Origin of the sequence: Amycolatopsis sp. CA-126428 (genome assembly GCF_002904335.1) — a bacterium.
GTDB lineage: Bacteria > Actinomycetota > Actinomycetes > Mycobacteriales > Pseudonocardiaceae > Amycolatopsis.
Window position 1 is genome coordinate 1 of the sequence record NZ_PPHF01000084.1, and the last position, 23,787, is coordinate 23,787.

At 68.7% G+C, this 23,787-nt stretch carries 25 protein-coding genes; 14 read left to right on the forward strand and 11 right to left on the reverse strand.

What is annotated here, in order from left to right; translation table 11 throughout:
- From C2L58_RS51515 to C2L58_RS23005, 3 genes are all read right to left on the reverse strand, one after another.
- Positions 1-236, reverse strand: a 236-nt coding sequence (locus C2L58_RS51515) for a twin-arginine translocation signal domain-containing protein (protein ID WP_369904231.1), incomplete at its 3' end; no start/stop codon positions are given.
- 6 nt (positions 237-242) lie between these two features.
- Complete coding sequence (locus C2L58_RS22995; RefSeq protein WP_233225868.1) at positions 243-1,112, reverse strand: hypothetical protein; 870 nt, start codon at positions 1,110-1,112, stop codon at positions 243-245.
- Between the two features lie 485 nt (positions 1,113-1,597).
- A complete protein-coding gene (locus C2L58_RS23005; RefSeq protein WP_233225869.1) occupies positions 1,598-1,999 on the reverse strand; it encodes a class I SAM-dependent methyltransferase in 402 nt (133 codons plus the stop codon).
- 411 nt (positions 2,000-2,410) lie between these two features.
- On the opposite strand from C2L58_RS23005, the gene C2L58_RS23010 reads away from it, so the two are divergent.
- Positions 2,411-3,388, forward strand: a complete 978-nt coding sequence (locus tag C2L58_RS23010; RefSeq protein ID WP_103339688.1) for a hypothetical protein — start codon at positions 2,411-2,413, stop codon at positions 3,386-3,388.
- Positions 3,389-3,415: 27 nt separating this feature from the next.
- On the opposite strand, the gene C2L58_RS50555 is transcribed toward C2L58_RS23010, so the two are convergent.
- The 4 genes from C2L58_RS50555 to C2L58_RS23025 form a co-directional block, all read right to left on the reverse strand.
- Positions 3,416-3,898 carry an alpha/beta hydrolase fold domain-containing protein gene (locus C2L58_RS50555; protein WP_233225870.1) on the reverse strand — a complete coding sequence of 161 codons (483 nt, stop codon included), beginning with the start codon at positions 3,896-3,898 and terminating at the stop codon, positions 3,416-3,418.
- Positions 3,834-4,253 carry a hypothetical protein gene (locus C2L58_RS50560; protein ID WP_233225871.1) on the reverse strand — a complete coding sequence of 140 codons (420 nt, stop codon included), beginning with the start codon at positions 4,251-4,253 and terminating at the stop codon, positions 3,834-3,836. Before C2L58_RS50560 ends, C2L58_RS50555 begins: the two co-directional genes overlap by 65 nt.
- Positions 4,254-4,353: 100 nt before the next feature.
- Positions 4,354-5,142, reverse strand: a complete 789-nt coding sequence (locus C2L58_RS23020; RefSeq protein WP_103339689.1) for an SDR family oxidoreductase — start codon at positions 5,140-5,142, stop codon at positions 4,354-4,356.
- 24 nt (positions 5,143-5,166) lie between these two features.
- Positions 5,167-5,529 (reverse strand): nuclear transport factor 2 family protein, encoded by a 363-nt coding sequence (locus C2L58_RS23025; RefSeq protein WP_103339690.1) that lies wholly within the window; start codon positions 5,527-5,529, stop codon positions 5,167-5,169.
- Positions 5,530-5,607: 78 nt separating this feature from the next.
- On the opposite strand from C2L58_RS23025, the gene C2L58_RS23030 reads away from it, so the two are divergent.
- Together C2L58_RS23030 and C2L58_RS23035 are read left to right on the forward strand one after the other, a co-directional pair.
- Positions 5,608-6,402, forward strand: coding sequence for a MerR family transcriptional regulator (locus tag C2L58_RS23030; RefSeq protein ID WP_103339691.1), 795 nt, complete (start codon positions 5,608-5,610; stop codon positions 6,400-6,402).
- Positions 6,403-6,488: 86 nt separating this feature from the next.
- Positions 6,489-7,280: an IclR family transcriptional regulator gene (locus C2L58_RS23035; protein ID WP_103339692.1), complete on the forward strand. Its 792-nt coding sequence runs from the start codon at positions 6,489-6,491 to the stop codon at positions 7,278-7,280.
- 22 nt (positions 7,281-7,302) lie between these two features.
- Here the strand turns inward: C2L58_RS23035 and C2L58_RS23040 are convergent, their stop codons facing one another.
- Positions 7,303-8,664, reverse strand: coding sequence for an MFS transporter (locus tag C2L58_RS23040; protein WP_103339693.1), 1,362 nt, complete (start codon positions 8,662-8,664; stop codon positions 7,303-7,305).
- Positions 8,665-8,793: 129 nt separating this feature from the next.
- Here C2L58_RS23040 and C2L58_RS23045 point away from each other — a divergent pair, with 129 nt between their 5' ends.
- The 8 genes from C2L58_RS23045 (at position 8,794) to C2L58_RS23080 (ending at position 15,620) form a co-directional block, all read left to right on the forward strand.
- The gene (locus C2L58_RS23045; RefSeq protein ID WP_233225872.1) at positions 8,794-9,690 is read left to right on the forward strand and encodes a DUF6282 family protein; all 897 of its coding nucleotides are present in this window, start codon (positions 8,794-8,796) and stop codon (positions 9,688-9,690) included.
- Positions 9,691-9,716: 26 nt separating this feature from the next.
- On the forward strand, positions 9,717-10,580 hold the full coding sequence (locus C2L58_RS23050) for a hypothetical protein (protein ID WP_103339694.1): 864 nt from the start codon (positions 9,717-9,719) through the stop codon (positions 10,578-10,580).
- On the forward strand, positions 10,577-11,347 hold the full coding sequence (locus C2L58_RS23055) for an HpcH/HpaI aldolase family protein (protein WP_103339695.1): 771 nt from the start codon (positions 10,577-10,579) through the stop codon (positions 11,345-11,347). The genes C2L58_RS23050 and C2L58_RS23055 overlap by 4 nt, the downstream gene beginning before the upstream one ends.
- Positions 11,344-11,853, forward strand: a complete 510-nt coding sequence (locus C2L58_RS23060) for an LLM class flavin-dependent oxidoreductase (protein ID WP_103339696.1) — start codon at positions 11,344-11,346, stop codon at positions 11,851-11,853. The genes C2L58_RS23055 and C2L58_RS23060 overlap by 4 nt, the downstream gene beginning before the upstream one ends.
- Complete coding sequence (locus C2L58_RS23065; RefSeq protein WP_103339697.1) at positions 11,853-12,773, forward strand: 3-keto-5-aminohexanoate cleavage protein; 921 nt, start codon at positions 11,853-11,855, stop codon at positions 12,771-12,773. Before C2L58_RS23060 ends, C2L58_RS23065 begins: the two co-directional genes overlap by 1 nt.
- A complete protein-coding gene (locus C2L58_RS23070; protein WP_103339698.1) occupies positions 12,770-13,516 on the forward strand; it encodes an SDR family NAD(P)-dependent oxidoreductase in 747 nt (248 codons plus the stop codon). Before C2L58_RS23065 ends, C2L58_RS23070 begins: the two co-directional genes overlap by 4 nt.
- 95 nt (positions 13,517-13,611) lie before the next feature.
- The gene (locus C2L58_RS23075; protein WP_103339699.1) at positions 13,612-14,388 is read left to right on the forward strand and encodes a helix-turn-helix domain-containing protein; all 777 of its coding nucleotides are present in this window, start codon (positions 13,612-13,614) and stop codon (positions 14,386-14,388) included.
- The gene (locus C2L58_RS23080) at positions 14,292-15,620 is read left to right on the forward strand and encodes a 4-hydroxybenzoate 3-monooxygenase (protein WP_233225873.1); all 1,329 of its coding nucleotides are present in this window, start codon (positions 14,292-14,294) and stop codon (positions 15,618-15,620) included. The genes C2L58_RS23075 and C2L58_RS23080 overlap by 97 nt, the downstream gene beginning before the upstream one ends.
- Before the next feature lie 69 nt (positions 15,621-15,689).
- On the opposite strand, the gene C2L58_RS23085 is transcribed toward C2L58_RS23080, so the two are convergent.
- Both C2L58_RS23085 and C2L58_RS23090 read right to left on the reverse strand, forming a co-directional pair.
- Positions 15,690-16,292, reverse strand: a complete 603-nt coding sequence (locus tag C2L58_RS23085; RefSeq protein ID WP_103339700.1) for a response regulator transcription factor — start codon at positions 16,290-16,292, stop codon at positions 15,690-15,692.
- Between the two features lie 90 nt (positions 16,293-16,382).
- Entirely contained in the window at positions 16,383-17,507 is a 1,125-nt protein-coding gene (locus C2L58_RS23090; protein WP_103339701.1) for a sensor histidine kinase, read from the reverse strand.
- A 109-nt stretch (positions 17,508-17,616) separates the two neighbouring features.
- On the opposite strand from C2L58_RS23090, the gene C2L58_RS23095 reads away from it, so the two are divergent.
- Genes C2L58_RS23095 through C2L58_RS23105 form a run of 3 tightly spaced genes read left to right on the forward strand, consistent with a single transcriptional unit; the run spans position 17,617 to position 20,692 of the window.
- A complete protein-coding gene (locus C2L58_RS23095; protein ID WP_103339702.1) occupies positions 17,617-18,501 on the forward strand; it encodes an ABC transporter ATP-binding protein in 885 nt (294 codons plus the stop codon).
- Positions 18,502-18,512: 11 nt separating this feature from the next.
- Positions 18,513-19,232, forward strand: a complete 720-nt coding sequence (locus C2L58_RS23100; protein WP_103339703.1) for an ABC transporter permease — start codon at positions 18,513-18,515, stop codon at positions 19,230-19,232.
- 26 nt (positions 19,233-19,258) lie between these two features.
- A complete protein-coding gene (locus C2L58_RS23105) occupies positions 19,259-20,692 on the forward strand; it encodes an alpha/beta hydrolase (RefSeq protein WP_103339704.1) in 1,434 nt (477 codons plus the stop codon).
- Between the two features lie 69 nt (positions 20,693-20,761).
- Here C2L58_RS23105 and C2L58_RS23110 read toward each other — a convergent pair whose 3' ends face one another.
- Positions 20,762-23,746 carry a WD40 repeat domain-containing protein gene (locus tag C2L58_RS23110; protein ID WP_103339705.1) on the reverse strand — a complete coding sequence of 995 codons (2,985 nt, stop codon included), beginning with the start codon at positions 23,744-23,746 and terminating at the stop codon, positions 20,762-20,764.
- Positions 23,747-23,787: the final 41 nt, after the last annotated feature.

The window sequence follows — 23,787 nt, forward strand, 5'->3', positions numbered from 1 at the left end:
CCACCGCCACCCCGGGTACAAGGGCAGGTGAACGCCTTCACCACGCACGAAGGTCTCGAACTCCTCCGGCGTAGGTCGCGCTCGACTGTCGATGACCTCCAAGGCTGATCAGCAGGTCGCGGACTATGCCATGCGGGCGTTTCGACGGGGATGGCCGTCGCGGCCAGGGCGAGCACACCGGCCGCCGTCAGCCGCAGCAGGCCGCGACGGCTCAACCCCCGGCTTGCGCCCGGCACACGGATTCAGCGCGGGTTCGGCTCCGGCGGGCGATCACAGCCACCGCCCGGTGCCGCTGCGAGCCCGCCGGGTTCACCACCAGCCGCCGTGGTGGCCAGCCGCCGCTGGAGGTCGAGCACGGCCTTGGCCCTGGCGAACTCCGCCGGGGCGAACGGCAGCAACGGCCGGGTCACCACCACCACACCGCCGTCGGTGTCCACCAGCCGCAGCACCGTTCCGTCGATGCCTTCACCGGCCCTCTTGCCGCGACGCCCGGCGGGCTTCCGTTCGATGCCGCAAGTCCCCAGCACCGCCGACAGCAACCGGACCAAGTCCGGTTCCTCCGCGGCCGCCATCGTCAGCACGCGGGTCGGCAGGTCGACGAACTCGTGCACGTCCGCGGGTACGACCCGCACGTCCCGGCCACCGCCCAGTTCGGTGACCGTGGCGATGCCGGCGGCCGTCGCGCCGTCCGGCGCGCGGACGAGGAACTCGTCCACCACCCCCTCCGGAACCGCGAGCACCTGCAACGAGACGATGTCATAGCGGTGCGCCGCCAACGCGGCCGTCACCCCCGCCAAACTCCCCGGCACGTCACGCACCGTGGCACGCACCCGCCACGCCACCCCGGTCCGCAGCGGATCCTCGTCCGCGGTGCCGCGCGCCCGCTCCGGTCGCGGACGGCGAGTCCACCACCGGCGCCACCCGGCGGTGACCACCAGCAGCCCGCCCAACGCGAACAGCACGACCGGCCCGACACGGTTGTGGGACAACGTGCTGACGAACAGATCGGCGACCCCGGTGGCGATGAACAACGCCGCCAGCTCGATCAGCTCGCGGCTGATCGAGGTCCTCACTCGCTGGCCGGTCTTCGGCGGTACCTCGGCTTCGGTCATCCAGCCAGCGTCCGGTCTTTCCTTTACCCCGCCCTCGCCGTCCTGTCACGATTCAGTTAATCCGCCCGCCGCGTCAGCGGTGTGCGGGCGAGCCGTTCGCGCAGGCGAGCCGCGAGTTCCGCCCCGGCGGCCGTGACCAGCCGGCGCGGCCCCGCGGCGGAACCCGCCGTGGCCATCCCGAGCACGGTGCGCGCGGGCAGCTGCGGCCCTGCGAGGCCGGAGACCCGGAGGGCGAGCCGCGCATCGGCGAGCAGGTGCCCGGCATCGTTGCTTGGCCTGGGTCCGGCGGCGCAGGCCGTGGCGGGCCGCGTGGGGAACTGGTCGCTGCCCGCCTGGCCGGCCGCTTACCCGGCGGCCGCACCTTCAACACCTGTCCCAAGCCGGAATCTGCGCCCAGGCGTGCTACGCCCGCTTTGCGCGGATTTCAACGAATGAAAAGCTTCCGCAGAGTCCGAGCTGTGAACTAGCGGTTTCGCTTCGAGCTACTACAGCCCGATCCGGCCCGAAACTCCCGAAGCTGCCCCTGCCGCAAGGTCAGCCTGATGGGTTATGGCTCGGTGAAGTGGTGTCGGTAGGCGTAGCGGATGGTGCTCCTCTTCCCAGAGCGGGGCAATCTCCCAGCGGTAGACCACGACGGCAGCACGACCGTTCCGGCGGACGAGCCGGTCACCGATGTCCAGCCGGGAACCTCTGGCCCTCACGAGTTCCCACGTGCGAGAAGTGAGCACCAAGCGCCCTCCACGGCGCAGAAGCCGTGACATCGACGCCAGAGCAGCCACCCTGCCTCGCGCACCCACGGCATGGTGCAGCGAGTTGCCCACGCAGAACACCACGTCGAAAGTGGCGTCATCGAAATGGCCGGGCAACTCTTCCCAGTCCGCCCGCACTGTCCGGACAGCTGCCCGAACTCCCCGGACAACTCCGCAGTCCGGCGAACCATCGCTTCGCTGGCGTCAGTGGCGACCACCTGCATACCGAGACCGGCGAGGACAACCGCCAACTGCCCGGCAGACTTCTCGTTGGCACATCAGTACATCAGCGGAGCAAGTCCGTTCACCAATGGTTTCGCAGGGGCAGCGCGCGCCGAGCTTCGGATCCGGGCTGCGCGCGCTGCCCGTCCTCGTCGCGTTCTTGCGAGCGCTGAGCGACCGGGGCGAAGCAGCATCCTTCCCGACAGCCGCCGTTCTGTGGCGTGGTTGCGGCCTCCCGAATCAACGTGTTCGTTGCCGAACTCCCACTCTGACAGCCTAACCCGTTCGGCCGATCCAGTCGATCATCGTCCGCGCCGATCGTGGGGCATGGAAGTTGACGGCAGATGCCTTACCAATGGCTGGAGCATTGTCGCCGCGGCGCCGACCAACTCTCAACTGGCGGGCGTGCTGGCCGGATTCGTCTTCACAGCCATGATCATCTTGTTCGCGCGTTCCGGGCCGGCAAATACCAAGACGCTGGGCTTGTTCTCTGCGTCTTTCGTGGTCCTGGCATTTGACAGCTACCTCTTCAGCTTCATCGCAGGTGGAAGCTCTGACCCCCTCTGCCGGCGAGTGTGGACGGAAAGCATGGCCGCGCGCGGAATGCTCGCCGTCGGCGCCACCGCGCTCATAAGCGGCATCGCCTGGCTCCTGGCCAACTACACTCAGGCTGAGAACCTGTCGGCGCAGACCACGGAGCACCCTGGGGCCCGGGCCGTGAACTTGCAGAAACTCGCGCAGTTCATCGTGCTCGGCGTGGCGGCAGGCGTATGCCTGATCCTCGGAATGACAACGCTCAACTTCATGTACGTGGCCTTGGGACGACGACCACCCGCCCATTGGGTGTTACTGGCGTACGCAATTCCGCTTGCCGTGGTGACCATGGCCGCGATCCTGAACAGAACCAGGACGGTCCGCCTGCAAAAGAACAGCGAGGCTGACTCCAACGCGTGGCCGACCAAATCCCTGTCGGTGGCCGTATTCGGCACGGCCAGTTACGGTATTGTCGGACCCGTCTTCGTCGGTGCCATCGTCAACATCGGAGATGCGCCCTTTGCCGCCCCGTCCTGGATTTTGACGACTTGCGCCATCTCGATCGGATTCTTGACGCCGATCATTCTGATCGTTCTCCTGGTCTACGCCGTGCCGCGAACCCCACCGCCATCGAGACGGATCGGCGCGCAGAGCTCCGGGAAAACGACGTCGACTCCTTCGCCCAGTGACAATGCTCAGGATCTCCCCCACTCAGCACTCCCTGGCACGGTTGCGATACCCCTCCCCGCCGCACCAAGCCCACCTGACTGAGGCCCGCCGGACCCGACTCAACGAGCACTACCGGCCGGCTGTCGAACTCGCCCGGCTCATCCTCACTGATCCCGAGACCTGACGGCGCAGCCATGCTGCTCGAGCAGCGATGGCGTCCTGCGAGATGACCGCATGCGGAACCACGACGTCGAACCCGTGGAACCCGCCGGGCCAGACGTGCAGCTCGACGTGGCCGCCCGCCTGCCACATGCGGCTTGCGTAGGCGACGTCCTCGTCCCGGAACGTTTCGGCCGACCCGACGTCGACGAACGTGGACGGCAGGCCGGAGAGGTCGGCAGCCCGGGAAGGCGCGGCGTAGGGAGACACGTCCGGTCCTCCGCGGACGCCGTCGCCGAGGAGCGCGTTCCATCCGGTCTCGTTCGAGGAGCTGTCCCAGATACCGACGCCGCGCATCTGCCGAGCAGAAGGCGAGTCGTTGCGGTCATCAAGCATCGGTGACAGCAGCAGCTGGGCCAGGATGGCCGGGCCGTGGCGGTCGCGGGCCAGCAAGGCGACACCTGCCGCGAGGGGAGACCACGGCCATGGCCATCGGTTCGGCCAGGTCCATCGGTTCGGCCAGGTCCACCATCTCGACCAGGCCGAACCGGTTGTCCCCGACGATCATGCCGCCGCCGTGGATGTGGTAGATCGCCGGAGTCGGGGTCGCCGCGTGCTTCGGGAGGCAGATCAGCAGCGAGACATCCGGTTGCCCGGCAGGCCCCGGCACCGCCCGCTCCTCCACGCTGTAGGCGCCACCGCGCGAGAGGACCTCGTCGGTCGGGGTCTCCACCCCGGGGACGGGCTTGCGCATCTCGACGATGTTGTCCGAGCGATACGCGTCGGGTGCGCGCACGCTGGTCAGCATCTCGACGACGGGAGCGAGCTCCGGATCGAAGGGTGGCGGGGGTCCGACCGGCTGGGCGGTCGACCGGTCCGTGACTTGCGTAGTCATGTGTTCTCCTGGCTCAGACCGTCGGAACGGTTCCGCCGTCGATCACGTACTCGGCGCCCACGATGGCCGAGGCGCGGTCCGAGACCAGAAATCCGACGAGGTCCGCGATTTCCTCGGTGTTCGCGAACCGTCCCAGGGGAACTCCCCCGAGCGAGTCGTAGATGGTCTGCTTGGCTGCTTCACGGGTGAGACCGTTGCCCTCGGCGATCCGGTCCACGAACCTTTCGTAGGCCTCGGTCTCGATTCCGCCGGGGCTGACTGCGTTGACACGCACGCCGCGCGGCGCGAGCTCGTTGGCCAGTCCCTTGCTGTACGTGCGCAGAGCGGCCTTCGCCGCGGCATACGCCAGGGACGCGTCGTACTGGGGCAGTTCGCGCTGGATCGAGGTGAAGTGCAGCACCACGCCCGCCCCGGACTCGATCATCGCCGGGAGAAGAGCTCGATCGAGCCGCACCGCTCCCAGGAAGTTGAGGTTCAGCTCATTGAGCCACTGATCATCGGTGATGACCGCGAATCCGCCGGCCGGCGTCGACGCACCTCCGACGACGTGCACCAGGATGTCGAGGGCGCCGCCGGCCTCGGCGATTCGAGCGGCCACCGCGTTGGTGCCTTCGATCGTCATCAGGTCCGCTTCGATGAACCGGTCGGGGTGCTCGTACCCGTCGGGCATCGTTCGCGCCGTCACGTACACGTCGGCACCCAGCTCTCGCAGCCGCTCCACGACGGCCTTGCCCGAGCCCTTCGAACCGCCCGTGACCAGGGCCCGGCGACCGTCGAGACGGTCACGATTCGTACTAGGCATTTCTCTCTCCAGTGAAGTGTTCGGTCAGGCTGTGTGGTTGGCGATGACGAGTTCGGCGATGAGGTCGTCCCGCAACGCGAACCGGTAGTCGAGCTCGGCGACACCACCCGGGAAAGTGCCCTCGAGCCGCACGATCACCACCCAGTGGGCGTCATCGACGCGGCGAGCGCCGATCTGCTCGGTCGTGTACTCGAACTCGGACCCGGCGTCCCGCAGGAACGCGCGGGCTTCCTCTTTGCCGCGGAAGGTCTCGCCCTGGTCGACGAGCACCGCGTCCTCGGTGAGGAACGACGAGGCGGTGTCGGCGTCGCGGGCGACGTGGGCGGCGAAGAACTCGCGCACGGTGGCCGGGAGCAGATCGGACGGGAGATCGGTGTGCTGTGTCATGAGCCCATCGTGTGATCTCGCGGCGTGGGAGGGTCAAGCCGTGGACTCTCCCCCAGGGAGAGAGTCCAGAATGGAGACGTGCTGAGCATCGGGGAGTTCTCGCGGCTGACCCACTTGAGCGTGCGCACCCTGCGCCGGTATCACGACGCCGCCCTGCTGGAACCCGCCGTGGTGGACGAAACCACCGGTTACCGCTACTACGGCCTCGACCAGATCCCGGCCGCGCAGGTCATCCACCGCCTCCGCGAACTCGACGTCCCCCTGAGCGACGTCCAGCGAATCCTGCGGACCCCCGACCCCGGTGTCCGGGCGGCCCTGGTCGCGGACCACCTCCAACGCCTCGAGGACGAACTCGACCGCACCCGGGCCGCGGTCGTGTCGCTGCGGCGCCTGCTCCAGCCCGACCCCGCACCGATCGACGTCGAACTGCGTGCGGAACCCGCCCGGACGGTCGCGGCGGTGGAGGCCGTAGTCGGGCATCGCGACGTCACGACCTGGTACGCCGGCGCGATGGCCGAACTGCAGGCGGCCGTCGGCACCGCCGTGACCGGACCGCCGGGCGGCTGCTACGACAACGCCCTCTTCGAACAGGAACGCGGTCACATGCTCGTCTACCTGCCCACCGCTGCGCCACCTCGCACCGGACGCGTGCACCCCGCCGTTCTTCCGGCCGCGGAACTGGCCGTCACCACCCACGTCGGCGAGCACGACGGCATCGAGGTCACCTACGGCGAACTCGGGACCTGGGTGGTGGAGAACGCGATGTCGGTGGCCGGACCGGTGCGGGAGGTCTACCTGGTCGGCCCTCGTGACACAAGCGATCCCGCTGCGTGGCGCACCGAGATCGGGTGGCCGGTCTTTCGGGTCAGCTGAAGCGGCCTGAGCGGAGTCCGGTCCGGTAGCCTGAGGTCCGCGTTCACGAAGTGAACAGCCGTACCAGACTTCCGGCGGAGGCCCCCGTGACCAAACCGACGCGGTCCTCGGACGCCCGCGCCGACCAGGCCGACATCCAGGCGGTGAGCCGGGTCAGCCAGATCCTGTCGCTGTTCGACCCGGCCACCCCGGAGGTGACGGCCGGCGAGGTCGCCGAACGGCTCGGGCTCAACCGCACCACCGCCTACCGGTACTGCACGTCGCTGGTCGCGGCCGGGCTCCTGGAACGCAGCGCCGACGGCGGCTACCTGCCCGGCGCGCTGCTGCTGCAGCTCGGCGCGTTCGCCATCGGGCACCGCCGCGTGGTCAACCTGGCGCCGCGGCACATGCAGGCGCTCTCGCGCGCCACGCAGACCAGTGTCGTGCTGAGCCTGTGGGGGCTCACCGGCCCGGTGGTCTCGCGGGTGGAGGAGAACCCGTCGACGATCGTCATCGTGTCCGTGCGGGTCGGCAGCCACCTGCCGCTGGACACGGCGCAGAGCAAGGTGTTCCTCGCCTACCACGCTGACCAGCTGTCGATGGAACGCCTGATCGGCAACCTCTCCGGCACCGCGCGCGACGAGCTGCGCGCGGACGTCGACCGGGTCCGCGAGGTCGGTCACTGCTCCGCGATGAGCACGCCCGGCATCGTCGCGGTGGCGGCGCCGGTGTTCGACGAGTACGGCATCTGCGCCACGATCGCGATCGTCGGCCCGGACAACACCCTGTCGATGGGCGACGATACCCCCGAGCTGCGGGTCGTGGTCGACACCGCGCGGGAGCTCACCCAGGAGCTGGGCGGCCACTACCGGCCCGACGACCTCCGGCGGGCGGTGTAGGGCAGACCTCGGTCCGGTCCATTCAGGACAGGGCGGGGATGGTGCTGTCGTCGGCCATGTCGACGTCCTTCGTCTCCGGGCCGAGGAAACCGCCGAGGCTGATCAGCACGCCGGCCAGGGCGAGCAGGATCGCCGGGGCCACGTGCGCCGGCACGACGCCGTCGAACCGCTGCAGGTAGAACTGGTAGAACGCGGGTGCGATGAGGGCGAGGCTGTAGCCGACGCCGTAGCCGGTCGACCGGATGCCCGCCGGGAACCGCTCGGTGAGGTACGCGGCGATCGGGCCGAACGTGCCGACGGTGAACACGCCGATCAGAACGCCGAAGCCGAGTGCGGTGCCGAAGCCGCCGTTCGACGTCATCAGCAGCAGATAGGACCCGGATCCGAAGACCAGCACCGCGAGGCCGTAGCCGATGTAGAACCGGCGCCGCCCGATGCGCTGGGACAGCAAGCCGAACAGCGGGTAGGACAGCGCGGCGGAGGCGTTGATGACGAGCATCGTCATCGTGACCTCCTTGCTCGAGAGGTCCAGGTGCACCTTCAGCTGGGCGGGGGTCACGGCGGCTTCCATGTTGGTCGCCAGCCACGTGCCGGTCATCAGCACGAACACCTGGCCCAGCGCCCGCGGGTACTTCTTGACCAGCCGGACGAACGGGAGCTTGTGCTTCTCGCCGGTCAGCTGAGCCGGGGGCTCGTGGACCTGCTTGAGGTAGTAGCGGAACAGCACCGCGGCCAGCAGCGCGCCGACGAAGAACGGGATCCGCCAGCCCCACTGGACGTACGCGCTGTGCAGTCCGGCGGCGGGAAGCAACTGCAGCATCAGCAGGGTGATCGCGGCGATGACCGCGTACGCGGCGGGCGAGGTCGACGTGATGATCGAGGCGTAGAGCCCCCGTTTGTGCTTCGGGCTCCACTCCATCGCCAGCGGCACGGCCGTCGTGTATTCGCCGCCGAGGAAGATCCCGTCGACGAACCGCAGCGCGATGAGCGTGCCGACCGACCACATGCCGATCGTCTCGTGTCCGGGCAGGCACGCGGTCAGCAGCGTGATGGTGCCGAACCCGCCGACCGCGACCAGCGTGGTCCGCTTGCGCCCGACGGTGTCGGCGAAGTGGCCGAAAACGATCGCGCCGAGCGGCCGGCCGATCAGGGTCGAGGCGAACACCAGGGAGGCCAGCACCGCGGTCGTGCTCGCGCCGAGGTTCGCCGCCTGGAAGTACGCCGTCGCCGGCGCCAGCACGACGATCGGCAGGTAGATGTCGAACTGGTCGACGAAGTAGGCGAGCGTCCCGCCGCGGACCGCGGCACGCACCTTGGTCATGTCCGGGCCGTGCGGGGTGCCGGGACGGGCGGCCGCCTCCGCGGCAGTGGGCGGTGTGGACATCAGTGTCCTCCGTTGCTCCGAACTGAGTGTTCACCAAGTGAACGGAAGACACTCTAAATATGCGTTCGGCGATGCACAAGAGCGGTCACAGGCTTGACAAGCGGTCTTATAGTGAACTTTGACTTCATAATGCGAACGGAAAGGCCGCTCATAAGCCCGCGCCCTGCCATCGCCGCCGTCCTGGACGGCCTGGTCGACATGCACGTCCACTCCGGTCCGAGCCCGTTCCCCCGGCGCTTCGACCACGTCGAGGCCGCGCAGGACGGCGCGCGCATCGGGATGCGCGCCATGGTCGCGAAGTCCCACCACCACAACACCCAGATGGACATCCTCGCGATGAAGGGCCGCTTCGCCGACGTCAAGGCGCAGGCCTTCGGCGGCATCGCGCTGAACAGCACGGTCGGCGGGCTGAACGTCCACGCCGTGCGGATGACCCTGCGGATGGGCGGCAAGGTCGTCTGGTTCCCGACCATCTCCTCCGGCCGGCACCTCGACTGCCACCCCGAGGACGGCGCCTTCCCGACCACCACCGTCCCGCTGACGCTGGAGCGCATCGACATCGTCGACGGCGAAGGCGCGCTCAAGCCCGAGGCGATCGAGATCCTCGACGAGATCAAGGAACAGCAGGCCGTCCTCAACGGCGGGCACATGTACCCCGAGTACATCAAGACGCTGTTCCAGGAGGCGCACGAGCGCGGGATGAAGCGAATGGTCGTCAGCCACCCCGACTTCGTCATCGGCGCCGACCCGGCGCTGTGCCGAGAGCTGATCGAACTCGGCGCGTTCGTCGAGCACGAGGTCGGCATGTACGACCCCGAAGGCACCCAGAAGTGGGCCCCGGAGAACCTGCTGACCTGGATCGAGGCGCTCGGGCCGGAACACACCGTGCTGGCGTCGGACTTCGGCCAGAAAGCCAACCGAAGCCGGTCGACGCGTGGCTGCGGGTCGGCGAGGCACTGCTCGACCTCGGCCTGCCGGAAAAGGACCTGCGGCGGATGGTCCGCGACAACCCGGCGTACCTGCTGAACCTCGACGCCTGAAAGGACCCGCTCGTGTACGAAAAGGACGATCCCCGCTCGGCCCTGGCCACCGCGGCCCGGCCGGACAGCGGCGACGCGATCGCGGCCGCGCAGTACCTCGACTTGCGGGAAACGCCGGTCGTGCGGGCGCAGAACGTCATCCTCATCCACACCGACGCCCACGACGGCGACGACCTCGACAACGGGACCCTCGAGGGCGAGCTGGCGATCATCGTCACCGACGCCTCCCCCGCGTTCACCGTGCTGACCGGCGACGGTGCGACCAAAGTGGACTCCCCCGGGCTCGTCGTGGTCCCGCCGGGCGCGTCGCGGATCGGCGTCCACGGCGACGGGCCGCTGGTCCGCCTGGTCGAGGCAACCGAACCCGCGTGGCGGGATCGCGTCGCCAACGCGGCCGCGTACGCCGAAGAACACCCGCGTGTCACGCTGCTGGAGCGCTGGCCGGCGCCTGCCGAAGAGCGGGTCCGCTGCTACCCGCTGTCCGAGGTACCGGACGACCCGAAGCGGTTCGGGCGGATCTTCCGGACGCGGTCGTTCATGGTGAACTTCCTGCCGCTGCAGGACGGCCCGCGCGACCCCCACAAGCTCTCGCCGCACCACCACGACGACTTCGAGCAGCTTTCCCTGGCCGTGCAGGGCGAATACGTCCACCACATCCGGACGCCGTGGCTGCCCGACAGCACGACGTGGCGCGAGGACGAGCACGTGCGGATCGGCAGTCCCTCGGTGACGGTCATCCCGCCGCCGACCGTGCACACGTCCGAAGCGAGCGACCCGGGCGTGAACCAGCTGATCGACATCTTCAGCCCGCCGCGGGTGGACTTCTCGGAGAAACCGGGGTGGGTGTTGAACGCCGACGACTACCCGATGCCGTGAGCGCGCGCACCGGTGGCGGGCTGTTCACCCGCTCGCAGACTCCCGTGGGGACCTGGCTGAAGATCGCCTCGACCGAGCCGGCCGAGATCATGGCGTTCGCCGGGTTCGACTTCGCCGTCGTCGACCTCGAGCACGCACCGCTGGACCTGGTCACGGCGTACCGGCTGATCAACACCGCCGCCGCGCTGGGCCTGACGCCGATCGTGCGGGTGCCGGACAAGACGCCGTCGACGATCCAGAAGATCCTCGACGCCGGAGCGATGGGCATCCTCGTGCCGCACGTCGACACGGTCGAAGAGGCGGCGGCGGTCGGGCGCGCGTGCCGGTTCCCGCCGCACGGCGTCCGCGGCGCCGGCGGCACCAGCCGGGCCGGGGCGTGGGGGCTGAAGCCGAACGCCGAGTACCTGGCCACCGGCAACGACGACGTCCTGTGCATCCCGCAGCTGGAGAGCGTCGAGGCGATCAAGGCCGCGCCGGAGATGCTCGCCCTGGACACCGTGGACGCCGTGTTCGTCGGCGCGGCGGACCTGTCGATGTCGATGGGCTCGACGCCCGCGTCCCCCGACGTGCTCGACCTCGTCGCCTCGGCGATCGCGGCCGCGCACGACGCCGGGAAGCGCTGCGGGCTGGCGTTCGGCGGGGTGCCGGAGAAGGCCGCTCAGGCGGTGCGGGACGGCTGTGACTTCGTCCTGCTCAGCAACGACACGACGATGCTGGCCGAAGCCGCGCGCGGCCTGGTCCGAGCCTTCCGGGCCGCGACGGCATGACGCTGTCCCTGCCGCGCACGGCGTTGTCGCTGCCGCGCACGGCGTTGTCGATCGCCGAGCTGGACGACTTGGACCACGACGGCGTGGTGCGGTTCGTGCGGGCGCTCGAGGAGTACGGCCACCGCATGGTGTGGATCCCCGAGGTCGCCGGGCGGGAGGCGTTCACGACGGCTTCCCTGGTCCTGGCGTCGACCTCGCGGCTGATCGTCGGCAATGGTGTCGCGCGGGCTCTCGAACGCGGGGTCGGACCGCTGCCATTCCTGCGGGAGTACCTCGACGGGGTCGACAAGGTGGCGCACGGGGTACCGAAGGTGCTCGGGGCGTATTCGGCCGGGATCACCCGGCTCGCGGCCGCGCGCGTCGCCTGCGGCACGCCGTCGCAAGTCCGCGAAGCCGTGCAGGCGCAGTACGAAGCGGGCGCCACCCAGGTCGCGCTGCCCCTGGTCGGCCCGCTCGACGACACGAAGCTCGACGCCTACCGGGCGCTCGCGCCCCAGGAGGATTGATGCGCACGGCCGAGAAAGTCATCATCACCACCGCGATCACCGGCTCGGTGAACATCCCGTCGCAGAGCCCGTACCTGCCCCTGTCCGCCGACGAGGTTGCCGACGCCGCCCTGGAAGCCATCGAGGCCGGGTCGGCGATCGTCCACCTGCACGCCCGCGAGCCGGACGGCCGGCCGACGCCCGATCCCGGCGTCTTCGAGAAGATCGTCGGGCGGATCACCGCCGAGTCCGACGCCGTCATCAACATCACCACCGGCGGCGCGTCCTCGATGACGATGGACGAACGGCTCGCGGCCGCCTACCGGCTGCGGCCCGAGCTGGCGTCGATGAACATGGGGTCGATGAACTTCGTCTACTCCGGCATCGCCGGCAAGGTGACCGAGTGGAAGCACGAGTGGGAGAAGCCGTACGTCCTCAACACGTACTCGAAGCCGTTCGTGAACACCTTCGACAAGATCGAGCACACGCTGCGGACACTCGGGGAATCCGGGACGCGGTTCGAGTACGAGTGCTACGACATCGGGCACCTGTACTCGCTGGCGTACTTCGCCGAACTCGGGCTGGCGAAACCGCCGCTGCTGATCCAGGGCGTGTTCGGCGTTCTCGGCGGGATCGGCGCCGACCACGCGAACCTGGAGCACATGGTGCGGATCGCGGACAAGCTGTTCGGCGACGACTACGCGTTTTCGGCGTTCGCCGCCGGGCGCGACCAGCTGAGCTTCGGCACGCACAGCGCGTGGCTCGGCGGACACGTCCGCGTCGGCTTGGAGGACAGCCTGTGGATCGGCAAGGGACGGCTCGCGGAGAGCAACACCCAGCAGGTCGAAAAGATCCGGGCAGTGTTGGAGGACCTCGGGAAACCGATCGCCACGCCGGCCGACGCCCGCACGATGCTCGCACTACGAGGAGGAACGGCATGAGCTTGCTGACCGGCAAGGTGGTCCTGGTCGTCGGGGCCAGTTCGGGCATCGGGGCGGACGCCGCGCGGGTGTTCGCCTCCGACGGCGCCTCGGTGATGCTGGTGGCGCGGCACGAGGAACCGCTGGCGAAGCTGGCCGCGGAGCTGTCCGGCTACGACGTCGCGTACACGACGGGCGATGTGTCGTCGGCGTCCGATGTGGACGCCTTCGTATCGGCGACGGTCTCCCGCTTCGGCCGGCTCGACGGCGCGTTCAACAACGCGGCCATGGGCGGCGCCGGCCGGCTCGACCATGTGCCCGAAGCCGACTTCGACCGGATCATGGCGGTGAACGTCAAGGGCACGTGGCTGTGCCTGCGCTCGGAGGTCGCGGCCATGGAGCGGCAGGGGTCCGGTTCGATCGTCAACGTCAGCAGCATCGGCGGCCTGCGCGGCAGCCCGGGCATGGGCGCGTACCAGGCGAGCAAGCACGCGGTGATCGGTCTGACCCGCACCGCCGCGCACGACTTCGGGCCGCTCGGCATCCGCGTCAACGTGCTGGCCCCGGGCCCGACGGAGACCCCGATGCTCGACGAGCTGCGCCGCACGATCCCGGGCGGGGTGGAGGCGCGCATCGCGGCGACGCCGTTGCGGAAAGCGGGCACGGGCACGGAAGTCGGCTCGACGGCGGCGTTCCTGCTGAGCGACCGGGCGAGTCACTTGAGCGGCGTGGTCGTCCCGGTCGACGGCGGCTTCACGGCGTGAGCCACCGGGCTCCAATGGGCCCACCAAGCGGTTGGGACGACCGGGTGCGCCGACGGTCCTGCCGAGGTGCCGTATCCCCGGTAAGCTGACGTCCGATGCAGAAAACCCGCCAATCTTCCGCGCTGCCGGGCGAGCGGACGCCGCAAGGCGCGGGCTGGCTCCCGCACGGCTATCACCTCGAAAGCCACTCCCACCGCGACGGGCAGCTGGTCTACGCGGCGGCCGGAGCCTTCGCCACCACCACCGAGTACGGGACCTGGATCGCACCCGCCGACCGGATCACCTGGACACCGCCGGGTTTCGAGCACTCGCACCGCTTCTACGGCCGGACCGATGCCCGCATCCTCGCCGTACCCGCCGACGAGTGTGGCGATCTGGTCGAGCACCCCTGCGTGTTCGCGGTGTCGCCCCTGTTGCGCGAGGGCATTCTGGCGCTGACCGGCGACCGGACGAAATCCGGCGACGCCGCCCGGCGGCTGCGCGCGGTGGTGCTCGACGAACTCGGCGAGATTCCCGAGCAGTCCTTCCACCTGCCCGAGCCGCGCGACGACCGGCTGCGCGCCGCGACCGATCTCCTGCACGCCGATCCCGGCCGGAACACGACCCTGGCCGAACTGGGGCGGACCGTCGGGACGAGCGAACGCACCCTCAGCCGCCTTTTCCGCACCGACCTCGGCATGAGCTTCCACCGCTGGCGCACCGTCCTCCGCATCCACCACGCCCTCATCCGGCTCACCGACGGCGACTCCGTGACCGACACCGCGATCACCTGCGGGTGGTCGAACCCATCGACCTTCATCGAAGCGTTCACCGCCGTCGTCGGGCAAACCCCCGGGCGCTACCAGGCCGGCCTACGCGACCGCGGCCCGTAGGAACATTGGCGGGTTTCCGTTATCGCACGTCAGGTTATCGGTGGACGGCAATCGCCGGCCCGGCCACAGTGGCGATCATGACTCGAACAGGAGAAAACACCACCGCGGTCATCGTGGGCGGCGGGGTCGCCGGGCTCGCGCTCGGCACCTTCCTGCTGCGCAGCGGAATCCGGTGCGTCATCTTGGAAAAGCACAGCCGCGAGCACGTCGAGAACCGGCAACGGGCCGGGGCGCTCGACGCCCGCGGGGTGCGCACGCTGCACGAATGGGGAGTGGGAGAGGCCGTCGAAGGGCCCGGTCACGATTCCTCCGACGAGCCGATGCCGCTGATCGTCGACGGTGAAGAGCGCGAATGGAAGATGGACGACTACGAGGACGCCGAAGGTGCCTTCCTCCCCCAGCAGGTCCTGGTCCGAAACCTGATCAGGATATTCCTGCGTGACGGTGGCGACCTTCGTTTCGAGGCCGAGGACATCTCGCTGGACGGTCTCGACACCGGGCATCCCCGGGTGCGCTACCGGGACGCCGCCGGCTCGGCCACGGTGATCGGCTGCGACTTCGTCGCCGGTAGCGACGGCCACCAGGGCATCAGCAGGACAGCCATCCCCGACGGCTTCCTGACCTGCCACACCCACGAGTTCGGCTACGCCTGGCTGACCGTCATGACGGAGGTGCCCGCCGATCCACCGGCGGTGATGGCGGTGCATTCCACCGGCTTCGCCGCACAGATCACCCGCGGCCCGAACGCGAGCCGTGTCTACCTGCAGTGCCCGGTCACCGACACCGTCGAGGACTGGCCGGACGAACGCGTTTGGAGCGAGCTCGGAACGCGGTTCGGCCGACCTGTGCCGAGGGGTCCGATCGTCAGCAAGCAGGTCGTGCCGCTGCGCGGTGTGGTGTTCAGCCTGATGAGCTACGGCAGGCTCCACCTCCTCGGGGACGCCGCGCATTTGATTTCTCCGATGAGTGCGGAGGGAATGAGCCTCGCCCTGCACGACGCCGAGAAACTCGCCCAAGCGATCATCCACCAGGTCGAAAAGGACGATGGAAACCTGCTGGAGAGCTACTCGAACACCTGCCTGACCCACACGTGGGAACGACAGGCAGCCGCGGTCTCGATGACCGACACGATGCACGACTCCGGTGACACCACCTACCGCGGAGAGTTCCTCAAGCACGTCGCGCGAGCGAACCTGGAAAACCTCCTCCGGCCACGCAGGCCGAAGAACTGACCCCGCGCGCGCTCGCGGAGCTCAGGCCGGCCCGGTCCCGTTCCGTCGAGCCACTCGCGCAGCGGGTCGCTACAGCCAGTCGTGCTCACGGGCGTATCGGGCCGCTTCGTGGCGGGTGCGGGTCTGGGTCTTCTGCATCGCGTTCGACAGGTAGTTGCGGACCGTGCCCTCCGCGAGGTGCAGCTGCCCGGCGATGTCGGCCACCGAAAAACCCTCGCGGGTCGCGCGCAGGACGTCCAGCTCGCGGTCGGTCAGCGGGCAGTCGTCGACGACGGCGAGGGCCGAGACGTCCGGGTCGATCCAGCGCTTGCCCGCGTGCAGAATCTTGATCACCGAGGTGATGTGGGCCGGTTCCGCCGCCTTGCTGACGAAGCCCTGGACGCCGAGCTTCAGCGCCTTGCGGAGCACACCGGGGCGGGCGTGGCGGGTCAGCATCAGGATCACCTGCTCCGGCCGGGCCCGGCGGATCTGCTCGACCGCGCCGAGCCCGTCCACGCGGGGGATCTCGAGGTCGATGACCAGCACGTCCGGCCGGTGTTCGAGGGTGGCCGCGATCGCCGTCTCGCCGTCTTCGGCCTCGGCCAGCACCGTGATCTCGCCTTCCAGCGGCAGCAGCGCGGCCAGTGCCTTGCGGAGCAGGGCTTCGTCGTCGGCGAGCACCACCGTCGTCATCTTCGGGCCTCCTTCGGCGCTTTTGGGGGTCCGGGTGGCGAAGCCCCCGGCCCGGGGCGAAGCCCCCGGCCCGGGGCGAAGCCCCGGTTGTCACGGCGCGGGGAAGGCCGCCGCGGTGCGGAAGCGGCTGCCGGAGTGCGAGACTTCCAGCTCGGCGCCGTGCTCCGCCAAGCGCTGCCGGAGCACCGCGAGGCCGCCGAGCTCGAGCGGGCCGGTGTCCGGGGCGCCGTCGTTGACGATCGCGATCCCGCGCCGGGTGAGCGTGATTCCCACCTGGCGGGCTTCGGCGTGCCGCAGGATGTTGGTCGTCGTCTCGCGCAGGACCTGGCCGAGTAGTTCGCCCGCGGCGGCGTCCACCTCGGACTCGCGCGTGACGCGGACGTGGATCCCCGCGGCCTCGAAGAGGTTCTTGGCGTTCTCCAGCTCGGCGGACAGGTTCAGCCGCCGTTGGGCGTAGGCGAGCTCCTTGGTCCGGACGATGGTTTCACCGACCAGGTCGTGCACCTCCCGCAGTTCTTCGCGCGCCCGGTCGGGTTCGCGGTCCAGCAGCTTCTCCGCCAGCGCCACCTTCAGCTTCACCACGTGCAGGGTGTGCCCTTGGATGTCGTGCAGGTCGGACGCGAAGCGCACCCGCTCCCGGGTGACGGCCAGTTCCGCTTCGCGCTCGCGAGACTGCTCGAGCTCCGCGATCAGGTCGAAGAAGCGCTGGCTGACGAACATGAACGCGGTCGAGAACAGCATCGCGAACGCCGGGACGGCGGCGAACTGGAACAGCCGCCAGCCGATCCGGTCGTCGTGCACGAGCGCGTTCGTCGCGCCCAGCGCCGCGATCAGGACCGCCAGCCCGCCCAGCGCGGCGAGCCGGTGGCGCGGCAGCGGCGGGATCAGGTACGAACCCACGACGGACAGGCCGAAGAACGCGGCGGTGTCGTCGGTCAGCGCCCCGGCCAGCCAGACCACCGCGGTGACGACCAGGCTCGGGCGCGCGACGCGCAGGTAGTCGCCCGCGGTCCAGCGCTCGGCCGTCGCCAGCGCCGCGACCAGCCCGACGACCTGGATCACGACGTGCCACCAGGACCGGGCGGTCAGGAACAGCAGCAGCACGCCGACGATCACCAGCGGCGGGACGGTCGTGATGAGGTTCAGCCGGCGCAGCCGCTCCTGGACACCCCCACCGGTCCAGGAGCTCCTGCGCGCGATCATTGGTACCTCCACGTACCCGAGCGTAACGGGATCCGCGGGCGCCACCAGTGACACTGCGTCATGTATCCGGGTGACGTCGCCACACTGCCGGGCCGCGTCGAGCCGCGATGGAATTCGGGGCATGTCCACGACACCGGTCATCGACGTCGATCGCCTCACCCTCACCTACGACGGCTTCCCCGCCGTGAAGGACCTTTCGTTCCAAGTGGATCGCGGGGAGCTGTACGCCCTGCTCGGCACGAACGGCGCCGGCAAGACCTCGACCCTGGAGACGGTCGAAGGCCACCGAGCGCCGACGTCGGGTGCCGTGCGGGTGTTCGGGAAGGACCCCCGCGACCGCGCCGCCGTCCGCCCGCGGCTGGGGATCATGCTGCAGGAGAGCGGGTTTTCCGCCGACCTGACCGTGCGCGAGACCGTCGGGCTGGTCGGGCGGCTCACCGGGCGGCACGACGACGTCGGGCGCGTGCTCGGCGTCGTCGACCTGACCCGCAAGGCGAGCACCAAGGTCGGGCAGCTCTCGGGCGGGGAGAAACGGCGGCTCGACTTCGCCACCGCCGTCTACGGCACGCCCGAGCTGGTCTTCCTCGACGAGCCCACCACCGGCCTCGACATCCAGTCGCGGGACGCGCTGTGGGACGCCGTCGACCGGCTGCGCGAGGACGGCTCCACGGTCGTGCTCACCACGCACTACCTCGAGGAAGCCCAGCAGCGCGCCGACCGCATCGGGCTGATGCACCAGGGCGCCCTCCACCGCGAAGGCACCGTCGCCGAGCTGACCCGGACGCTGCCCTCGACCATCCACTTCGGACTCCCGGCCCACGCGCCGTCGCCGCCGCTGCTCGCCACGCGGGGGGTGGACGGCAAGTTCCTCGTCGAGACCTTCGGCCTGCAGAAGGACCTGCACACGCTGCTCGCCTGGGCGCAGGACCAGGCCGTGGAGCTGCTCGACCTGCAGGCCGGGCCGACGCGGCTCGACGACGTCTTCCGCGCCATCGAAAGCTCTTGAGAGGAGGACCCATGTTGACGATCGCTCGCGGCGAGCTGATCCAGCTCTTCCGGAACCGGCTCGTGCTGGTCACCGCCCTGGTGCTGCCGGCCGCGCTCAGCGCGTTCTTCATCGCCCGGCACGACGTCTTCACCGAGGTGGGGAGCCTCGGCTACCTCGCGACGCTGACGTTGTTCTTCGTGCTGGGCATCGGCCTCTACACCACGACGGTGACGACGCTGGCCGCCCGCCGCCAGAACCTGTTCCTCAAGCGGCTGCGCTCGACCGCGGCCGGGGACGCCGGCATCCTCGGCGGGCTGCTGCTGCCGGTCACCGCGATCGCGGTGGTCCAGATCGCCGTGCTGTTCGCGGTGCTGGCCGTGGTCACCGGGAAGCCGGCGAACCCGCTGCTGCTGGCCGGGGCCGTCGTGGCCACCGTGGTGATGATGCTCGCGCTGGGCCTGGCCACGGCCGGGCTGACGAACTCGCCGGAACACGCGCAGGTGACCACGCTGCCGATCAGCGTCGGCGTGATCGCGGTGGCCGGCTGGGTCGGCCTCGCCGGCACCGGCGAGCTCACGCTGCTCAAGCGCCTGCTGCCCGGCGGTTCGGCGGCCGAGCTGGTGCTCGACGCGTGGAACGGCGGGAAGCCGGCCGCCGATTCCCTGCTCCTCTTCGCCCCGACCCTGGCCTGGGTCTTCGTCGCGGTCGTGCTGGCGACACGCCTCTTCCGCTGGGAACCGCGCCGCTGAGCGCGGTGCGAACGAAAGGAATTCCGATGCATAAAGCCTTGCTGGTGGCCGCGATCGCCGTGCTCGGCGCGACGACCGCCGTCCCCGCGGCCTCCGCCGCACCGAACACCGTGGACTGGGGACCGTGTCCCGCCGGGGCGTTCCCGACGCCGGACCTGCAGTGCACGACTCTGAAAGTCCCGCTGGACTACCGGGAGCCGGGCGGGCGGACGATCGACGTCGCCGTGTCACGCCTGCCGAGCAAAAACCCGGAGAAGCGGCGGGGCGTGCTGCTGACCAACCCGGGCGGCCCCGGCGGCGGCGGCCTGGACTACCCGCAGCTGCTGAAGCTCGTGCGGATGCCCCAAGAAGTGCTCGACTCCTACGACATCATCGGGTTCGACCCGCGCGGGGTCGCGCACAGCACGCCGGTGACGTGCGACCTGACGCCGGAGCAGATCGCGGTCGGCAACCTGCCGTACCCGAAGGGCCCGGCCGACGTCGTCAAGCAAGCCGCGATCGCGAAGCGGGAGGCCGGGCAGTGCGCCGGGTCGAAGACCGGATCGATGCTGCCGTACGTCACCACGGCGAACACCGCGCGGGACATGGACCGCATCCGGACGGCGCTCGGCGAGCCGAAGGTGTCGTTCCTGGGCGCGTCCTACGGAACTTACCTGGGCGCGGTGTACACGACGTTGTTCCCCGAGCGCAGCGACCGGATCGTCCTGGACAGCAACCTCGGGCCGGGCGGCTACGACATCGACGCGATGCGCGGCTTCGGGCGGGGCATGGAGGACCGGTTCCCCGACTTCGCGGCTTTCGCCGCGGCGCACCCGGAGTACGGGCTCGGCACCACGCCTTCGCAGGTGACGGCCAAGTTCCACGAACTGGCCGCGAGGCTGGACCGCGCGCCCGTCGAGGGCATCGACGGCTCGGTCTTCCGCGGCCTGACGTTCGAAGGCCTGTACGTGACGGACCTGACGCAGCTGGCCAAGGACTGGCAGGGGCTCGACCAGGGCCGGGCGCCGAAGCCGCCGGAGGCGCCGGTGACCGGCGTGGAAAACCTGCTGGCGTCCCGGTTCGCGGTGATCTGCGGCGACTCGGCGTGGCCGCGCTCGATCGCGAGCTACCAGCTCGACGTCGCGGTCGACCGGGTCCGCTACCCGCTGCTCGGGGCGGCGACCGCGAACATCGCGGCGTGCGCGTACTGGGCCCCGCCGGCCGAGCCGCGGGTGCGGATCACCGGCCACGGCCCGGCGAACGTGCTGATGGTGCAGAACCAGCGTGACCCGGGCACGCCGTTGTCCGGGGCCCGCAAGCTGCGCGCGGCGTTCGGCGAGCGCGCCCGGATGATCACGATCGACCAGGGCGGGCACGGGGCCTACCTGTTCACGCCCAGCGAGTGCGGGAACTCACTCGTGACCGAGTACCTGGTGAACGGGAAGCGGCCGGACGACACCTTCTGCCCCGCGGGAAGCTGACCGTGGGCGGCGGTGCCACCCCGTCCCCTGGGGTGGCACCGCCGCTTCGGCCGAATTCACCCGAGCAGGTCAAGAGCAGATCGGCTGACGGGAGACGTCAGCCAAGTAACGCGTCCACACGGCGTCCTTGATCTCGCTGTCCGAGCCCATCTCCGCGCAAGCCGCCTTGATCGGGTCGGCGCCTACTTCCTTGAGCTGGTCCACAACCCAAAGATCAACACTTCCGGAACCACCGGCGACAGCAAGTAGATTGTCCGAATGTTCTTCCATGTATTTGCGCGTTTGCTCAATACGAGGATAGATGGAACGACTGAAAGCGATATTAGAATTCGAACCGGCATGCACACTGTTGAACCTGCCGACCTGGCTCGGGTTCGCAATATCCCACAATTCGACAGTCGCTCCAATTCCATCATTGTACGCGACCGCGAGCGTGCGACCGTCGTTGCTGAACGACACTTGATCGATTCGCTCTCCGCGAGGCATGGGAACTTTGATTTCCTCAACAGGGCGGGCAGGACTACTGACGTCGAAGAGCGTCACCATGGTTGACCCGGAGGAGCTTACAGCACTGACGGCGACGAGAGTGTTGCCATCTGGCGAAAACGCCACTTTCTCAAAGGTTTCCCTTTCAGTGGGCGGCACCAGATCGGCAATTCGTTGCGGATGCGACAGGTCAGAGACATCCCAAAGGCTATCGTTATGCAAACCGGTGGTTGCCAATATATCACCACGTGAACTGAACGCAAGGCCGTCGACACCCACAAACATTCCCATCTCTCCCCGCAGCGGCAAGGGACTGTATTGAACTCCGTCGCCCGCTACCCGGAAAAGGATGACCGGCGAGTCCGGAAATACCCCGTGCCGATCGTTTCCGCGAGGTCCTGAAGCGATCGCGAAGAGACGAGCGTCGGCCCCGATGGCAACTCTGTCGATGGGCGCGATGGGCGGCGGAAGTGTCACACTGGAGACAACCTGGGGATGCCCGAGAAAGTCGCCTTGCCAGATAGTGACTGTTTGGTTTTTGGTACTCAATCCCGCCAATACGCTGCCTGACGTGTCGAAGGCCAAGTCGGTCACATCAGCCACTTTTCCCGCCAGTGTTTCACTATCGGACCCCATAGAGGGCCCTTCCCAGTACGACTTGACACCAGGAATTCCGAAGGGCCCACCTGTGGCAAGTACGCCGATACCGTACTGACGCGTTGGCGAAAATGCGATCGGCGACAACGAATCGGAACCCGTCTGGAAGCTGTACCGCAGGTCCTGGTCGAGCTGCTCTGTCAGCACAGTCCGCGCATCGGAGTCACCGAGTCGCGCGGCCAGGATGGTCAACTGCATCGCCACGCGCGGCGCGCTCGACCTTAAAGCGTTCGCCTCGGCAAGCACGGACTGGGCGCGAGCCAGGCGGCTCTGACGATAAACAACGACAGAAGTTGTCGTTGTTGCAACGAGAAGTAGCGCTAAGATTATATTGAGTCGCCTTTGCCGGCGACGGTGTCGCGCCTCCAGCTCTCGCTGGCGGCCTTCACGCTCATTACTCGCGTCAACGAACGCAATCTCGGAATCGTTGAGGTCATGGCGGTGCGAGCTGTCGCAGAACCATTCTTGAACGGCCGCCAGGCGACTTCCCCGGTAGAGGTAGTCGGAGTCGCGGTTCTCGCCTTCCCAAAGATCGACGGCTTCGACCAGCTGCTGCCGGGCAATCAGGCGTGCGCGATCCTCGGCAACCCAGCTTCTCAGCCGCGGCCACGCGGTCAGGAGAACCTCGTGGGTGATTTCAACGGTGTCGGTCTGCTGGGTGAGCAGCCGACCATCGGCGAACACTCTCAAAACGGTGCGAGCACTCGGCGGCTCGAGTCCGGCCACCAGCTCCTCACGGAGCCTGCGGTGCCGAGTGTCCTCGGATCCATTGGTGCTGACTTTCACCAGACGCAGCAGAAGTGTCCGGGCCGTGACCTGGTCCGCCGATCCGAGACTCAGGAAGGCTTTGTCCGCCGTCGTAGCGACCGCATAGTGGATCCCGCCACTGGCTAGGTAACCATCGACCGTCAGCACGGACCCTCGGCGCTCGCGCCACGTCGCGCGTAGAGCGTGAGCCAACAGCGGCAGACGACCGACCTCGTACCCGCTCGCTGCATGGTCTTGGTTTACGCCGAGATCGTCAAGAAGCACGTTGATCAGCCCGGCTTCAAAGCGCAGACCGACGTCACGAGCCGGGAAAAGTATCGCCTCACGAAGCTCGTCGATCGACATCGGGCCCACCAGGGTTTGCCGGGTTTGCAGCGCATCCCTCAGCTGGGGATACGCAGCACATGGGCTGTAGAAGTCCGATCGAAGTCCGCACACCACGATCGCGGCCGGAGCACGCCCTTCATCAGCCGTCGCCAGTCCGGACAAGGTTTCCACGAAACGTCGCCGTTCGTCCTCGTCGACCCCTGCGCTGAACACCTCCTCGAACTGGTCGACAATCACGACGAGCCGTCGGTGTACGTCAGCGGTGTCTTCGTCGGTGCCCACAGCGTTGCGCACCATCGAGATGCAGATCCGGGGATCGCCCGCCATGGCCGCTTTCAAAGCGATCGGTTCAAGACCACAACTCTTGACCAGATGGTCACCGAGGGCAGACATCGGGCTGTCGGTCGGCGTGAACACCACGACCGGCCAACGCCGCGATCCGGGTAGGGCACCGTCAGCCAGCTTCCGCACCAAGCCGGCCCGCAGCAACGACGACTTGCCCGCTCCGGACGGAGCGACCACGATCAGCATCCCCCCGGCCTCTGTGTGCTCATCCAACCGGCTCACCAACTGCGCCGTCAGCGCGTCCCGCCCGAAGAACCAGCGGGCCTGGTCGACACTGAACGCAGTGAGCCCGGGATACGGGCACTCCTCCCCTACGGCCGTCTCGGCGCGGTGAGTACGGCGAGCGGCACCGTCCTCGTAGTAGATGTGCTGCTCGATGCCGCCACTGATCACGCGAGCCTGGATCACCGAGCCGCTTACGGTCTCCGCGATCACGGTGTTGTGCGTCTCGCCGCCGTCTTGGGTCGTCATCGCAGGGCCCCAATCGCTTGTACGACTGGCCCAACGCTATC